15 protein-coding genes are annotated in these 13,645 nt (G+C 73.8%); 5 read left to right on the plus strand and 10 right to left on the minus strand.

Features of this window, described 5'->3' with window-relative positions; all coding sequences use genetic code 11:
* Window positions 1-40 precede the first annotated feature (40 nt).
* Both SERN_RS15915 and SERN_RS14425 read right to left on the minus strand, forming a co-directional pair.
* Window positions 41-466 carry a PadR family transcriptional regulator gene (locus tag SERN_RS15915; RefSeq protein ID WP_233251728.1) on the minus strand — a complete coding sequence of 142 codons (426 nt, stop codon included), beginning with the start codon at window positions 464-466 and terminating at the stop codon, window positions 41-43.
* Window positions 467-1,073: 607 nt separating this feature from the next.
* On the minus strand, window positions 1,074-1,520 hold the full coding sequence (locus SERN_RS14425) for an acyl-CoA thioesterase (RefSeq protein ID WP_135850867.1): 447 nt from the start codon (window positions 1,518-1,520) through the stop codon (window positions 1,074-1,076).
* Between the two features lie 34 nt (window positions 1,521-1,554).
* Between SERN_RS14425 and SERN_RS14430 the strand changes: the two genes are divergently transcribed.
* A complete protein-coding gene (locus tag SERN_RS14430; protein ID WP_135850868.1) occupies window positions 1,555-2,130 on the plus strand; it encodes an alpha/beta hydrolase family protein in 576 nt (191 codons plus the stop codon).
* Window positions 2,131-2,160: 30 nt separating this feature from the next.
* Here SERN_RS14430 and SERN_RS14435 read toward each other — a convergent pair whose 3' ends face one another.
* Window positions 2,161-2,865: a YggS family pyridoxal phosphate-dependent enzyme gene (locus SERN_RS14435; protein ID WP_199241631.1), complete on the minus strand. Its 705-nt coding sequence runs from the start codon at window positions 2,863-2,865 to the stop codon at window positions 2,161-2,163.
* A gap of 93 nt (window positions 2,866-2,958) precedes the next feature.
* Between SERN_RS14435 and SERN_RS14440 the strand changes: the two genes are divergently transcribed.
* The 3 genes from SERN_RS14440 to SERN_RS14450 are packed head-to-tail and all read left to right on the plus strand — an operon-like array spanning window position 2,959 to window position 5,581.
* Window positions 2,959-3,918: a metal ABC transporter solute-binding protein, Zn/Mn family gene (locus tag SERN_RS14440; protein WP_135850870.1), complete on the plus strand. Its 960-nt coding sequence runs from the start codon at window positions 2,959-2,961 to the stop codon at window positions 3,916-3,918.
* Window positions 3,915-4,643: a metal ABC transporter ATP-binding protein gene (locus SERN_RS14445; protein ID WP_135850871.1), complete on the plus strand. Its 729-nt coding sequence runs from the start codon at window positions 3,915-3,917 to the stop codon at window positions 4,641-4,643. The genes SERN_RS14440 and SERN_RS14445 overlap by 4 nt, the downstream gene beginning before the upstream one ends.
* Window positions 4,640-5,581, plus strand: a complete 942-nt coding sequence (locus tag SERN_RS14450) for a metal ABC transporter permease (protein ID WP_135850872.1) — start codon at window positions 4,640-4,642, stop codon at window positions 5,579-5,581. Before SERN_RS14445 ends, SERN_RS14450 begins: the two co-directional genes overlap by 4 nt.
* On the opposite strand, the gene SERN_RS14455 is transcribed toward SERN_RS14450, so the two are convergent.
* The 7 genes from SERN_RS14455 to SERN_RS14485 all read right to left on the minus strand — a co-directional run bounded on the left by SERN_RS14455 (window position 5,523) and on the right by SERN_RS14485 (window position 12,716).
* Window positions 5,523-6,500, minus strand: coding sequence for an LLM class flavin-dependent oxidoreductase (locus SERN_RS14455; RefSeq protein ID WP_332888471.1), 978 nt, complete (start codon window positions 6,498-6,500; stop codon window positions 5,523-5,525). The genes SERN_RS14450 and SERN_RS14455 overlap by 59 nt on opposite strands.
* A 98-nt stretch (window positions 6,501-6,598) precedes the next feature.
* Window positions 6,599-8,029, minus strand: a complete 1,431-nt coding sequence (locus SERN_RS14460) for a glycosyltransferase family 2 protein (protein ID WP_135850873.1) — start codon at window positions 8,027-8,029, stop codon at window positions 6,599-6,601.
* Between the two features lie 221 nt (window positions 8,030-8,250).
* On the minus strand, window positions 8,251-8,853 hold the full coding sequence (locus SERN_RS15370; protein WP_158292677.1) for a hypothetical protein: 603 nt from the start codon (window positions 8,851-8,853) through the stop codon (window positions 8,251-8,253).
* On the minus strand, window positions 8,850-9,407 hold the full coding sequence (locus tag SERN_RS14470; RefSeq protein WP_135850874.1) for a hypothetical protein: 558 nt from the start codon (window positions 9,405-9,407) through the stop codon (window positions 8,850-8,852). The genes SERN_RS15370 and SERN_RS14470 overlap by 4 nt, the downstream gene beginning before the upstream one ends.
* 14 nt (window positions 9,408-9,421) lie before the next feature.
* Entirely contained in the window at window positions 9,422-10,900 is a 1,479-nt protein-coding gene (locus SERN_RS14475; protein WP_135850875.1) for a C2 family cysteine protease, read from the minus strand.
* Window positions 10,897-11,193 carry a hypothetical protein gene (locus SERN_RS14480; RefSeq protein ID WP_135850876.1) on the minus strand — a complete coding sequence of 99 codons (297 nt, stop codon included), beginning with the start codon at window positions 11,191-11,193 and terminating at the stop codon, window positions 10,897-10,899. Before SERN_RS14480 ends, SERN_RS14475 begins: the two co-directional genes overlap by 4 nt.
* Before the next feature lie 137 nt (window positions 11,194-11,330).
* The gene (locus SERN_RS14485; RefSeq protein ID WP_135850877.1) at window positions 11,331-12,716 is read right to left on the minus strand and encodes a pyridoxal phosphate-dependent decarboxylase family protein; all 1,386 of its coding nucleotides are present in this window, start codon (window positions 12,714-12,716) and stop codon (window positions 11,331-11,333) included.
* A 119-nt stretch (window positions 12,717-12,835) separates the two neighbouring features.
* Between SERN_RS14485 and SERN_RS14490 the strand changes: the two genes are divergently transcribed.
* A complete protein-coding gene (locus tag SERN_RS14490; protein ID WP_135850878.1) occupies window positions 12,836-13,639 on the plus strand; it encodes an HAD hydrolase family protein in 804 nt (267 codons plus the stop codon).
* Window positions 13,640-13,645 lie beyond the last annotated feature (6 nt).

Consider the following 13,645-nt stretch of genomic DNA (forward strand, 5'->3'; position numbering starts at 1 on the left):
CATCCTGATGGACTCCGGCCCCCGGCGGAAGTGTGCGGCGCTACTCGCCGAGCATCCGGTAGAGCTCGCGGCGCAGGTCGTCCATCTTGGCGGTGGCCGTGGCGCGCTGCTCGTCGGTGCCGTTCGTGGCGACCTGGCGCAGCACGTCCACGAGCTTGCGGCCGGCGAGCATCATGTCGCCCACCTCGGCCCAGGTCTCGGACGCGGGCGCCCAGACCTTCGCCAGCTCCTCCGCGTTCTCGGTGACGTAGGTGCCACCGGCCTCGGTGAGCGCGTAGGTGGTGCCGCTCCCGGTCTGGCCCTCGACGGGGGCGATGAGACCCTCGTCCGTGAGCTGCGCGAGCGTCGGGTAGACCGATCCGGGGCTGGTGCGCCAGACGCCGCCCGTGCGCTCTTCGATGGCCTTGATCAGGCCGTAGCCGTTGGCGTCGCCCTCCGCGAGGAGCGACAGGATGGCCTGCCGCACGTCGCCTCGGCGCGCACGCCCGCGACCGCGCGGTCCGCCGGGCCCCCCGGGTCCGAACGGACCACCGGGTCCGAAACCGGGACCGAAGCCTCCGCCGAACCCCGCGCCGAATCCGGTACCGAAGGATCCGCCGAACGGCCCACCCCGACCGCCGTGTCCGCGGCCCCCACCGCGGCCCCCGCCGTGGCCCCGACGGCCGCCGCCTCCGGCGTCGCCGCCGAACCGGTCCTGGCCGCCCTCGTCCGGACCCTCGGTCCGGCCCTCTCCGCGACCCCAGGGGCCGCGCGGGCTCCAGCGGGTCGTGAACCTCTCGTCGTCGTTCATGTGTCGCATGGTGGTTCTCCTTGGTGTGCGATGGGTACCGATATATCGTGAAGGACGTCCGAGCGATTGTCAACGATGTATCGGTAACGCCTGCACGAAGGCGGTGAGCCGCGCCATCCGGCGTCCGGCCACGACAAGTGCGGGCGTCGGTCAACGGACCTTCGGTGTGCGTGGATGGCTGCTTCTGGCCCGGCCCGACGGCCATCCGTGCACAGCGAAGGCTCATTCCGGCCATCCCTGCACACGGAGTGGGGCGGGCCGGCATCAGGCCGCCCCTCGCGGGTCACCAGCCCCGCAGCACCGGCTCCGCATCCCGGTAGGCGGAGAAGTCCGCCCGCTCGGCCTCGGAGAACGCCCGCGGGCGCCCGGACGCGCGGTCGACCTGCACCATGCGCGAGCGCGCCAGCAGCAGCGGGACACCCGATCCCGAGACCACCTCGTAGCCGAAGTCGACCGAGGACGAACCGATGCGCGAGACCCACACCTCGACCGTCACCGGGTCGGACGTGAACGGCACCGCCGCGAGGTAGTCGATCTCGTGCTTGACGACGACGAGGACCGCGTCCGTCACGGCGCCCGCCACATCCACGCCCATCCGGGGGAACGTGGCGAACCTGGCGTCGTCGAGGAAGCGCAGGAAGGCCGCGTTGTTCACGTGGCCGAACAGGTCGACGTCGGACCACCGCACCGGCATCTCGATCCGGGCGCGGCCACCAAGGGGTTCGGTCATGCCCCATTGTGACCACCCGACTACCGTGCGGGGGATGAGCCTCCTCGCACCGCCCGCCGGTCTCGTCGTCCTGCCGGGCGCCGGCGGCGACCGGGACCAGCGCACGCTCGTCGCGCTCGAGCGCGACCTCGCCGACGCCGCGCCGGACCTCCGCGTCGTGCGCGCCCACTTCGCCAACCGCGACGCGGGGAGGAAGGGGCCGGAGCGACCCGCCGTCGCCGTCGCCCACGTCGCGACCCTCGTGACCGATCTCGCCGCCGAGCTGGGCGTCCCGACGGCGCGCATCGCCGTCGGCGGTCGATCCTTCGGCGGTCGGATGGCGTCGATGGCGGTGGCCGAGGGGCTCGACGTCGCGGGCCTGGTCCTGCTGTCCTACCCGCTGCACCCGCCGGGCCGTCCCGACACGCTGCGCACCGCACACCTCCCGGCGATCACGGCGCCGACGCTCGCGGTGTCCGGGGAGAGGGACCCGTTCGGCACGCCCGACGAGCTCCGCACCCACCTGGGAACCATCACCGGGCCGACCGAGATCGTCCTCGTCCCGGGCAACCACTCCCCCGCCGACGCACCCGTCCTCGCGGCCGTGCGGAGCTGGCTCCTCGCGACCTGAACCGCACGGCCCCCGGCCCGGCCGCAGCGCTCAGCGAGCGCCGAACAGCGCCGTCCCGATCCGGACCGTCGTCGCGCCCTCGGCGACCGCGGCCTCCAGGTCGCCGGACATCCCCATCGACAGCTCGTCCATCACGACGCCGGCGATCGCCTCCGCGCGCACCCGCCCAGCCACCGCCGCCAGCTCGCGGAAGCACCGGCGCGCCTCGCCGTCGTCGCCGCCGCGTGTCGCGATCGTCATGAGCCCCCGCACGCGCAGCCGATCCAGCCCCGCGACCTCGCGCACGAGACCGAGCGCATCCTGGGGCGCGACGCCCGACTTCTCGCTCTCGCGCGACGTGTTCACCTGCACCAGCACGTCCAGCGTGCGGTCGGCCGCCTCGAGCCGGCGCTGCAGCGCGCGGGCGAGCTCGATCCGGTCGAGCGAGTGCAGCTCGTCGGCGTGCGCGGCGACGTCGCGCGCCTTGTTCGTCTGCAGCGGACCGAGGAAGACCCAGCGCGGGCCGGGCGGTGGCACGTCGATCAGCGCGGCCACCTTGGCCACGAGCTCCTGCGCCCGGGACTCGCCGAGGCGGTCGCACCCGGCCTCGATCGCGAGGCGCACGACGTCGGCGGGCACCGTCTTCGTCACGGCGAGCAGCCGCACCTCGGCGGGGTCGCGACCGGCAGCCCGAGCGGCGTCGTCGATGCGTCGGCGCACCGCCGCCAGCCGCTCCCGGAACTCCTCGCCACTCACCCGCCCAGCCTGCCACGAGGCGCGCGCCGCACCCGAAAGAGCTAGAGTTCGGGTCACCAAACTTTCGATGTCGGCCCACCTGTGGAGGACGTGATGAGACGAACGACGGCGCTGCTCGCAGCCACCCTCCTCCCCGCCCTGGGCGCGCTCACCGCGTGCAGCCCCGGCGCCGTCGACCCCGCCCCGGCCGAGTCCACCACCGATCGGCACGACGACCCCCGCCCCGTCGTCCTGACCACCTTCACCGTGCTCGCCGACATCGTGCGCAACGTCGCCGGGGACCACGTGCGGGTGGAGTCGCTGACGCGCGTGGGAGCCGAGATCCACGGGTACGAGCCGACGCCGCAGGACATCGCGCGCGCCGCCGGGGCCGACCTGGTGCTGGACAACGGACTCGGGCTGGAGGCGTGGTTCGCGGCGTTCACCGCCGAGTCCGGCGCCCCGCACGTGACGCTGAGCGACGGCGTCGAGACGCTCCCGATCGGGGAGGGCAGCGAGGACACCGGGGCCGCCAACCCGCACGCGTGGATGTCTCCGAGCAACATCCACCTCTACCTCGACGCGACGGTCGAGGCGCTGAGCGATCTCGTGCCCGCCCACGCTGCCGACTTCGCTGCCAACGCCGCGGACTACGGCGCCCAGGTCGACGCGGTGCGCGTGGAGCTGATCGACGACCTCGCCGCCGTCCAGCCCGACCAGCGCGTCCTCGTCACGTGCGAGGGCGCCTTCTCCTACCTGGCCGCGGACGTCGGGCTCGACGAGGTCTACCTGTGGCCGGTGAACGCCGAGCAGCAGTCGACGCCGCGCCAGGTCGCGGCCGTGATCGACGCCGTGCGCGAGCTAGAGATCCCCGCCGTCTTCTGCGAGTCGACCGTCTCGGCGACCGGGATGGAGCAGGTGGCGCTCGAGACCGGCGCGGCCTTCGGCGGCACCCTCTACGTCGACTCGCTCTCGGAGCCCGACGGTCCCGTGCCGACCTACCTCGACCTGCTGCGCCACGACGCGACGACCATCGCCGCGGGGCTGACCGGCACGACCGGAGGGTCCCGATGACCGCCGGGATCGCCCTCACCGACGTCACCGTCCGTTACGGCGACGTCGTCGCGCTCGAGCGAGCCACCCTCGCCGTCGGTGCGGGGCGCGTGTGCGGCCTCGTCGGGACCAACGGGTCGGGCAAGTCGACGCTCCTCAAGGCGCTGCTCGGCCTCGTCCGGCCCGACGGCGGCACCGTCACCGTGGCCGGTGGCTCGCCGCAGGCGGCCCGACGGCGCGCGCTCGTCGCGTACGTGCCGCAGGCCGAGCAGGTCGACGTGGCGTTTCCGCTCGACGTGCGCGGCGTCGTCGAGCAGGGCCGCTACGGCCACCTGGGACCGACGCGCCGGCTGCGCCCGGCCGATCGCGACGCCGTCGAGCAGGCCCTCGCGCGGGTCGGCCTGACCGACCTCGCGCACCGCACGGTCGTCGCGCTGTCGGGCGGCCAGCGCAAGCGTGCGTTCGTCGCTCGCGCGCTGGCGCAGGAGGCGAGCGTGCTGCTGCTGGACGAGCCGTTCGCCGGCGTCGACCGACCGTCGCAGGACACCATCAGCGGCGTGCTGCGCGAGCTGGCCGACGGCGGAGCGTGCGTCGTCGTCGCCACGCACGATCTCGCGGGACTGCCCGAGCTCGCCGACGAGGCCGCGCTGCTGGCCGGGCGCCGCGTGCTCGTGCACGACACGCCCGCCGTCGTGCTGCGCCCCGAGACGCTGGCGCTGACGTTCGGCCTCGGGGGTGAGCGATGACCGGTGTCGATCTGCTGGAGCCGCTGCAGTACGCGTTCATGCAGCGCGCGCTGCTGGTCGCCGTCGTGGCGGCCGTGGTGTGCGCGCTGCTCTCGTGCTGGCTCGTGCTGATGGGCTGGTCGCTGATGGGCGACGCCGTCTCGCACTCGGTGCTGCCCGGCGTCGTGCTCGCCTACGTGGTCGGGGCGCCGTTCGCGCTGGGGGCGGTGGTGTTCGGCGTCGGAGCCGTCGCACTCATCGGCGTGGTGCGGGGGCGCGGCCGGATCCGCGAGGACGCGGCGATCGGCGTCGTGTTCACGTCGCTGTTCGCGCTGGGGCTCGTGCTCGTCTCGATCACGCCCAGCCAGGTCGACCTCGGCCACATCGTGTTCGGGAATCTGCTCGGCGTGGCGGCGGCCGACGTGCTGCAGGTCCTCGTCGTCGGCGCGGTGGTCGTGGCGGCGCTGCTGCTCAAACGGCGCGACCTGGTGCTCGTGGCGTTCGACCCGACGCACGCGCACGCCGTCGGACTCTCCCCGCGCCGGCTCGAGGCGCTGCTGCTCGGCCTGCTCGCGCTGACCAGCGTGGTCGCGCTGCAGGCGGTCGGCGTGGTGCTGGTCGTCGCGCTGCTGGTGATCCCTGGCGCGACGGCGCGGCTCCTGACCGAGCGGTTCTCGCGGATGCTGGTCGTCGCACCGGCGATCTCGGCGCTCTGCGCGCTCGGCGGGGTGTGGTCGAGCTACTTCCTCGACACGGCGAGCGGGCCGTCGATCGTGGTCGCGCTCGGGATCGTGTTCGCGGTGACGTTCCTCCTCGCGCCGAGGCACGGTGTCCTGCCCCAGGTGTGGCGACGACGGCGCGCCCGTCGGGGCGGTGGCACCGGGACGGGAGCCGGAGCCGTCAGAGCACGCGCGCGAGCTGCTCCAGCTGGGCGAGACGGTCCTCGCCCACGGGGGTGAGCACGATGCTGGTGGCGCCGGCGTCGTGCCGCGCGGCGATCTTCGCGCGCACCGCATCCGGTGTTCCGGCGAGGCTCAGCGCGTCGACCCAGGCGAGCGGGAGGGCCTCGGCGAACGCGGCGGGTGACTCGCACCGGCCGCGCAGCTCGGCGAGGTCGTCGGCGAAGTCGAGGTCGACCAGGTGCGGGGCCCAGTCCGGCTCGCCGACGTAGGCCAGACCGGGGCGGACGGCCTCGAGGGCGGCGTCGCCGTCGTCGTCCACGCGGGCGACGTCGTAGGTGATGAGCTCGTGCGGGCCGTCGGCCGCGATGTGGCCGAGTGCCGCGCGGATGTAGGTGGGCGGCGCGGGTTCGGCGAGCAGGGTGCCGTCGGCGACCCGGCCCGACAGCGCGAGCGACCGCGGACCGCGGACGCCGAGGACGACGGGCGGGACGACGTCGGGCAGCTGGTCGAACTCCTCGTGGTGCAGCGTGACGTAGCGGCCCTGCGGCACGGGGGTGCCGCGCAGCACGTGGCGCACCGCCGTCGTCGTCTCCTCCAGGAGCGTCAGGGGGCTCGCGGGCCATGCGCCGAGGCTGCGCATCCAGCCGGGCATGCCGTGCCCGAGGCCGGCGATCACGCGGCCGGGGAAGAGCTGGCCGAGCGTCGCGATCTCCATCGCCGCGAACGCGGGGTGGCGCGCGGCGGCCGGGGCGATGCCGATCCCGACCGTGATCCGGTCGGTGACGGCCAGCACGGCCGAGGCCTGCGCGACGCCGCCGCGGAAGCCGAGGTCCTCCACGACCCAGAGCTCGTCGAACCCGAGCTCGTCGGCGCGACGGGCGAACGCGAGCACCCCGGAGGCGGGCAGATCGCGCGGCAGCATCACCCCCACGCGGCGGGTCGAGGAGACGGTCGAGGCGGGAGCGTCGCTGGTCACGTCACCATCCTGCCGGAAACCCCGAGAACGCCGCAGCTCGCGGTATCCGGCCGGATGCCGCGAGCTGGGACGGGCTCGGCGGAGGGGAGGGGGATCCGTCAGGCGCGGTAGCCGTACTGGCGCCGCGTGAGCTGGCGGAGCATGAACAGCGTCTGCAGCGCGGTGAGGATCGCGAGCAGCGGCCAGCCGACCCACAGGATCGACGCCTGCGCCACGACCGGCAGCGCGTTCCAGCCGTAGACGATGGCGGCGAGGCCGACGACGGCGACGATCAGCGGCGTGAGGTGGGCCCAGCCGGCACCGCGCTCGGCGCGGGCCTGCGCGGCCCAGTTGTCCGTGCGGACCTTCGAGAGGAACTTCGTCCACGCCCGGATGAAGTGACCGATGCGGACCCACATGTAGATCTCGGCCGGCACGAGCGTCGCCGCGAACAGCACGTCGCGCCACGTCCGTCCCTGGATCGACATCGCGATGCGGACGTTCAGCGCCGTCGCGACGATCGGCGGGATGAGCCAGATCGGCGACAGCACGAGGGCGTCGATCGACAGCGCGCCGATCAGGAGGGCGAGAAAGCTGATGCGCGTGAAGATGTTCACGAGCATGCCGATGTTCTCGATCCAGCGCAGGCGCAGGTTCGGGTGGAACGGCTGGCCCGAGGTGTCACCTCGCTGGCCCGGCCACATCAGGTCGATCGCGCCGTAGTTCCACTTCACCTGCTGACCGTCCAGGGCGCGGATGTTGTCCATGCCGCCCACGACGGCGCGCGCCGTCGCACTGATCTTGGTGGAGTAGCCCAGGTTCTTGATCTGGAGGCTGAGGAGGGAGTCCTCGACCTCGGAGTCGCTGACCCACGGGGTGTCCTGGTGGTACTGGGCCATGACCTCGTGGAGCGCGGAGATGCGGAAGATGGAGGACTGGCCGCCGAGGACGGCCATGTTGCGGCCGCGCAGCAGGTTCTGCAGGTTGAACGCCGCGAACTGCGCGCGCTGACCCGTCAGGAGGAGGGAGGCGATCGGGTTCCTCGTGTGGTTGTCCACGGTGTAGATCGCGGAGATGCCACCGATGCGGGGGTCGGAGGTGATCTCGGCCTCCATCAGCTCCAGCGCGTCGGGGGACATCACGGTGTCGCCGTCGACCCCGAGCAGGAAGTCCGCACCGTCGGCCAGGCGGAAGCCGTAGTTGAGGGCACCGACCTTCTTGTCCGGCACCTTGCCCATGTCGTGCACGTAGATCGCGGTGTTCTGGATGGCGTCACCGCGCTCGACGCTGTACTCGCCGGCGAACTTCTTGGCCAGGTCGAAGGAGTTGTCCGAGGAGTTGTTGATGATGACGTGCACCGCGTCCGGGAGCCGCGTCTGGGCCAGGAGCCCCTCGAGCACGGACTCGATCGTCTCGGCCTCGTTGTAGGCCGGGATGATGCACACGATCTGCGCGCGCCGCGTGGTCTCGACGATCGCGAGCTCCTCGGCCGAGAAGTCGAACGCGTCCTCCACGACGGGGGCGTAGACGGTGACGTCGGAACCGGTCATCTCGATCTCCACAGGTACGGGCGCCCGGCCAGTTCCGGACGTCGAGAAGACTGCGCTGCGATTGTCAGCGGTACCTGCAGCGGACATCAGGGCCTACCTAAGATTGCGTTAAGGGTGTCTTCTTGCGTGAAGATATCCCGGCGTCGGCGGACCCGTCTAGCCCCCACCGAGTCGCCCCCGTCACACGGCCCCGTACGGGGCCGTCCGCGCGGCCGTGCGGCTCAGATCTCGAAGCCGTCCGGGACAGCCACGAGCTCGACCGCGGCGCCGCCGCCGGGGGTCGTGGACCGCACGCGCAGCACCCAGCCGCCGCACTCCGCGAGCTGGTCGACCCTCACCAGGGCGTCGCACTCGACCGCGTCGACCTCGGCCCACTCCTGCTCCTGCGTCGTGTCCCACGTGGCGGCCGTCAGCGCGAGCTGGACGACGACGTCGCCCGCCTCGCCGTCGCCCGCCTCACCGTCACCCGTGGAGCCGACCGTGAGCGTGGCGGCCGTGGCCGCGCCGTCGACCCCGAGCGCGGACGGCACCGCCGGATCGCTCACCGCTCGGCCCGGCTCGACCGCGTAGCGGCCGGTGCCCGGCACCGCCCCGGCGTCGCCCCAGGTCGCGGCGAGCTCGGCCGCGCGGTCCTGCGCGGCGAGGAGCTCGGCGTCGTCGTCATCGCTCCCGCCCGCGGTGGTCGAGCCCCGGTCGGACGACGACGAAGGCTCCGGCGGCTCCCGACCGGCCTCGTCCGGGGTGCACGCGGCGAGCGAGGCCGCGAGGCCGAGACCCAGCGCGGCGAGCAGCGCGCGGGTCTGACGCGAGCGAGCGCTCCTCACGTCCGCGTCTCCGCCGTTGCCGACGGGGCCGTCCTCGTCCCCGGGCGCACGTCCCACCCCTCGGGGATCGCGAGGAGCTCCAGCGTCCCCGAGCCGTCCGGGTCGACGTCCGTCAGCCGCAGCACCCAGCCGTCGCACTCGGCCACCTGACCGGGCAGCAGTCGCGCGCGGTCCTCGATCCGCTCGAACCCGCTCACCCTCCCGTCGGTGTCGGTGCGCCAGGTGCTCGCCGTCATCGGGAGCACGAGGTAGTGCGCGTCCCCGCCGCCACCACCGGGGACGGGGTAGGCGCCGGCCGAGCCGACGTCGCACGCGGCCCGCGCGGACGCGTCGCCGCCGGCCGCTGCGAGCCGTGGCAGCGCGGGCTCCGGCACCGGGATCGCGTTGCGCACGCGGTAGCGATCGGTGCCCTCGAGCGGCGCGGCACCCTCCCAGCGGGCGGTCAGCTCCCGGGCGCGCACCTGGGAGCGCTCGAACCGGTCGTCGGCGGGAGCCCCGCCCGCGGGCGCACCCGCCCCGGGCGCACCGCCGTCGTGGTCGAAGCCGTCGCTCATCGTCCCCACCCTCCTCATCGCTCGACCGCCGTGAACTTGTTGAAGTACCTGTCCAGCTCGTCCCGCGTCATCCAGCCCGGGTGGTTGTTGCCCCACGGGTTGCGGACGTAGTACCGCCCGTCGGACTCGCTCGTGATCGTGTACGCGTGGCCGGAGACGATGCCGTCCATCGGCTCGCTCTTGAACTCACCCGGTGTGCTGGCGACCACGGTACGGCCGTCCTCGAGCGCCTCGGACACGTTGTCGGAGTCGTCCCACTCGTCGGAGTCGTGGCCGGTCAGAGCCCGGCCCGCCTCCTTGGGCCAGTCGCCCTCGATGTTCCCGTAGGTGCCCTCGGTGCCGTCGCCGTCGTCGTAGAACTGGGCCATCGCCTTCTCCACGTACGCGGGCCACGCCGGTCCGGTGCTCAGGTCACCGGAGCCGGGCCGCACGCCGCGGTAGCTCTGGCCGTCGCCCGTGGGCAGCTCGCCGTTGACCGTCACGGGCACGCGGTTGCCCTTGTCGTCGTAGAGGTAGACGGTCACCGTGCCGTTGGCGTTCGGGACCACGTGGTTCTGGACCCAGTCCGGGTCCTCGTCCACCACGCCGGCGAGCGTCGCGAGGTACCAGCAGTCGCCGTAGGAGCCCTGGTTGATGTCGTTCATCCAGTCGTGGCCCTCGACGTCCTCGGGGAAGATCGGCAGGTCGCCGCCGCTGCCGGGGGTCGTCCAGCCGGCACCGTCGCCGGGGTTCGGCTGTGCGCCGGGCACGGCGTCGACGATCTTGGGCAGCAGGAGCGGGTCGGCGTCGCGCATCAGGCGGTCGATGAGGATCGAGCGCATCGGCTGGCCGAGGCCGTCGAAGAGCCGCTCGATGTCCTCGCGCGAGGTGGAGGCGAGCCAGTCGTTCAGCTCGTCGTCGCTCAGCTCCATCAGGTCCTCGATGTACTGGTTGCGCTGCAGCCAGAACCCCTCGGGGATCTCGCCGAGCGGCGAGCGCCCGGAGAACCCCTCCGGCAGGTCGGGCCGGTTCGCGTTCAGCACGTCGCGGCAGGCGTCGACCGCCTCCTTCGCGGTGTCCAGGGCCGAGGCGTGGTCGCCGTCGAGCTCGCCGAGCAGCGTGAGGTGATCGAGGTCGAGGAGGAAGGACTCCTTGCCGTCGACGCACGGCTCCTCCGAACCCGACGGCCAGTGGTCGTCGAAGCGCCCGCGCACCTCCTCGACGTCGGCGCGCGCGGCGGTGAGCGTCGACTCGTAGGCGCGCACCGCCGCCTCGACGGTGTCCATGGTCGCCACCGCCCTGCCCAGGCTCTCGCGCAGCGTCACGACCCGGGCCAGCGCCACCATGCCCGCCACTCCCCCGGACCAGCCGGTGTCGAGGTCGGAGAGCACGGGGCCGAGCGGTGCGTGCAGCGTCTCGCACGCCGAACCGAACGCGACCACGGCGGTCGCCAGCTCCGCGATGTCGGAGGGAAGGTCCTTCGGCATCTCGTACCGGTCGGTCCCGCTGGTCACAGCGCCGTCCCCAGGTCGCTGTCGAACGTGGCGACGGCGGCGGCCACCTCGTCGTCGGCGCTCTCGTAGGCCGTGGCGGTCTCGGCCAGCATGTCGCCGAGGTCGCCGACGACCGTCCTCGCCTCGTAGAGGTAGTCCGACCACTCGGCGATCCAGGCGTTCGCCGCACCGCCGACGGAGTCGCCCCCGTGGTCCGGCATGGTCGGGATCACCAGGTCGGGCGCGGCCTCGCGCGCGGCTCTGGCGCGTTCGGCGGCCTGCCGCAGGTGGTCCCAGATGACGTCGATCCCCATGATCGCTCCCCTCGTCCGGAACGCAATCTAGGGGCGCGGGCGGGCGCGTGGGGGGCTCGCGGGCGGGGAGAGGTGCCCATCCGCGGGGGACCGACGTGGAGCCGCGTGACGCGTGCGGGTGACGACGGAGCAGGCGCTCAGCGCCCGCCGCGGACCTGACCCAGGACCCGGGTGACGGCCTCGACCGCGCGCGCGACGTCGTCGTCGTCCGTCCGGGCGTTGGAGACCGAGACCCGCAGCACGGTGCGGCCGTGCCAGGTCGACGGCGTCATCCAGGTCGTCCCCTCGGCCATCAGGGCCGCGGCGACGGCGCGCGTCTCGGCGTCGTCGGCGAAGGCGACGCACACCTGCGTGTAGACGACGTCGTTGACGATGCTGACGTCCGGCAGCGCGTCGAGCTCGCGAGCGAATCGCGCCGCGTGGTCGGCGAAGCCGGCCACCATGCCGGACAGGCCCGTGCGACCGAGCTCGCGCAGCGCGGCCCAGACCGTGAAGCCGCGGGCGCGGCGCGAGAACTCGGGCACGGTGGCCAGCGGATCTGGCCGGTCGTCCTGGATCAGGTAGGCGGCCCGCTCCCCCATGGCGGCGTGCAGCGCGTCGGCGTCGGCGACGAGCGCGAGACCCGAGTCGTACGGGACGTTGAGCGTCTTGTGCGCGTCCGTGCCCCAGGAGTCCGCGTGCTCGAGACCCGCGGTCAGGTGCCGGTGGCGGGGTGAGGTGGCCGCCCAGAGGCCGAACGCGCCGTCGACGTGCACCCACGCGCCGAAGCGGTGCGCGAGCGCGACGGCCGCGCCGGGGTCGAAGGCGCCCGAGTGCACGTTGCCCGCCTGGAGCACGACGATGCGCGGACGGCCGGGGTGAGCGAGCTCGTCGGCCTCGAGCGCGCGCTCGAGCGCGGCGAGGTCGAGGCGGCCCTGGTCGTCGGCGTCGACGACGGTGCTGCGCGCCTGGCCGAGGCCGAGGTAGCGCAGCGCGAGGTCGACGGTGACGTGGCGCTCGGCCCCGACGAACACGCCGAGGGCCGGGGCGCCGAGGAGACCGTCGCGCTCGACGTCCCACCCCGCGCGCGCCAGGACGGCGTGCCGCGCGGCCGCGAGGCACGTGAAGTTGGCCATCTGGCCGCCGGTGACGAACCCGACAGACGCGCTGCCGGGCAGCCCGAGAGCGTCCAGGATCCACTCGGCCGCTACGCGCTCGACCGCGGCGCCCGCCGGCGACCCCGCCAGCAGGCTCGCGTTCTGGTCCCACGCGGAGGTCAGCCAGTCGGCCGCGAGCGCCGAGTCGAGCACGCCGCCCCTGACCCAGCCGAAGTAGCGGCCCGACGGCGTCGCCACCAGCCCCGGGGTCGCGGCGGCGACGAGCTCGCGCACGACGTCGGACGCGCGGGCACCCTGCTCGGGGAAGGGCTGCCGGAGTACGGCGGCGACCTGGTCGACGTCGTGCTCGGCGTTGACGTGGCGGGTGTCGAGGGACTGCAGCCACGCGTGGGCGGCGGCGGCTGCCGTGTGGAGCGCCTCTCCCATGCGGTGGGGTCCTCTCGACGGGTGTGGGGCGGTCGGCCTGAACGCCCGGACGAGCCTACGTCCGCGCCGTGGCGCCGTCGGGCCGGGGCGGCGTGACGGTGGCGACATAGGGTCGATCCGTGATCACCCGCGCGATCTTCCTCGACGTCGACGGCACCCTCGCGATCCACGGCGAGGTCCCGCAGGGCAACCTCGAGGCGGTGCGCGCGGCGCGGGCCGCCGGGCACCGCGTGCTGCTCGCGACCGGCCGCCCCCGCTCGATGATCGCCGGTCTGCTCGACCTCGGGTTCGACGGCGCGGTGGCGAGCGCCGGCGGGTACGTCGAGATCGCGGGCGAGGTCCTGCGCGACGGCGTTCTCGAGCCCGACCTCGCGGCCCGCGCCGTGCGGGTGCTGCTCGCGCACGGCGTCCCGTTCCTGCTCGAGGGGTCGACGGCGCTGGCCGGGCCCGCGGCCGACGTCGAGCACCTGGAGCGCGCGCTGCAGGTGGTGGCGCCGACGGGTCGGCCGCCCGTGACGCCGCTGACCGAGGAGCGCGACCTCGCGGCCTTCCCGACCTCGAAGATCGCCTACTTCGGCTCGTCCGTGCCGGACGCACGGATCGTGGCGGAGATCGGGCCCGGCATCGAGTCGATCCCGAGCTCGATCCCGGAGATCGGGCCGGGCGCCGGCGAGCTGTTCCGCGCCGGGCTGTCCAAGGCGGACGGACTGGCGATCGCCGCGGCGGCGCTCGGTGTGGGGCAGGCGGACGTGATCGCCGTCGGCGACGGGCCGAACGACGTCGAGATGCTGGCGTGGGCGGGCCTGGGTGTGGCGGTGACGGGCTCGCGGCCCGAGGTGCTGGCGGTGGCCGACGCGCAGGTGGCGGGGCCGGAGGCCTCGGGACTGGCGGAGCTGTTCGCACGCCTGGGGCTCGTGGGCTGACGCGCG

The organism is Serinibacter arcticus (genome assembly GCF_004786095.1).
Taxonomy (GTDB): domain Bacteria; phylum Actinomycetota; class Actinomycetes; order Actinomycetales; family Beutenbergiaceae; genus Litorihabitans; species Litorihabitans arcticus.

What these genes read in the sequence shown, in the direction of transcription:
- SERN_RS14440 (WP_135850870.1), top strand. Translation starts at nt 2,959, where the DNA reads ATGAGACGAACGACGGCGCTGCTCGCAGCCACCCTCCTCCCCGCCCTG.
- SERN_RS14485 (WP_135850877.1), bottom strand. Translation starts at nt 12,716, where the DNA reads ATGGGAGAGGCGCTCCACACGGCAGCCGCCGCCGCCCACGCGTGGCTG.
- SERN_RS14450 (WP_135850872.1), top strand. Translation starts at nt 4,640, where the DNA reads ATGACCGGTGTCGATCTGCTGGAGCCGCTGCAGTACGCGTTCATGCAG.
- SERN_RS14445 (WP_135850871.1), top strand. Translation starts at nt 3,915, where the DNA reads ATGACCGCCGGGATCGCCCTCACCGACGTCACCGTCCGTTACGGCGAC.
- SERN_RS14460 (WP_135850873.1), bottom strand. Translation starts at nt 8,029, where the DNA reads ATGACCGGTTCCGACGTCACCGTCTACGCCCCCGTCGTGGAGGACGCG.
- SERN_RS14430 (WP_135850868.1), top strand. Translation starts at nt 1,555, where the DNA reads ATGAGCCTCCTCGCACCGCCCGCCGGTCTCGTCGTCCTGCCGGGCGCC.
- SERN_RS14470 (WP_135850874.1), bottom strand. Translation starts at nt 9,407, where the DNA reads ATGAGCGACGGCTTCGACCACGACGGCGGTGCGCCCGGGGCGGGTGCG.
- SERN_RS14425 (WP_135850867.1), bottom strand. Translation starts at nt 1,520, where the DNA reads ATGACCGAACCCCTTGGTGGCCGCGCCCGGATCGAGATGCCGGTGCGG.
- SERN_RS14480 (WP_135850876.1), bottom strand. Translation starts at nt 11,193, where the DNA reads ATGGGGATCGACGTCATCTGGGACCACCTGCGGCAGGCCGCCGAACGC.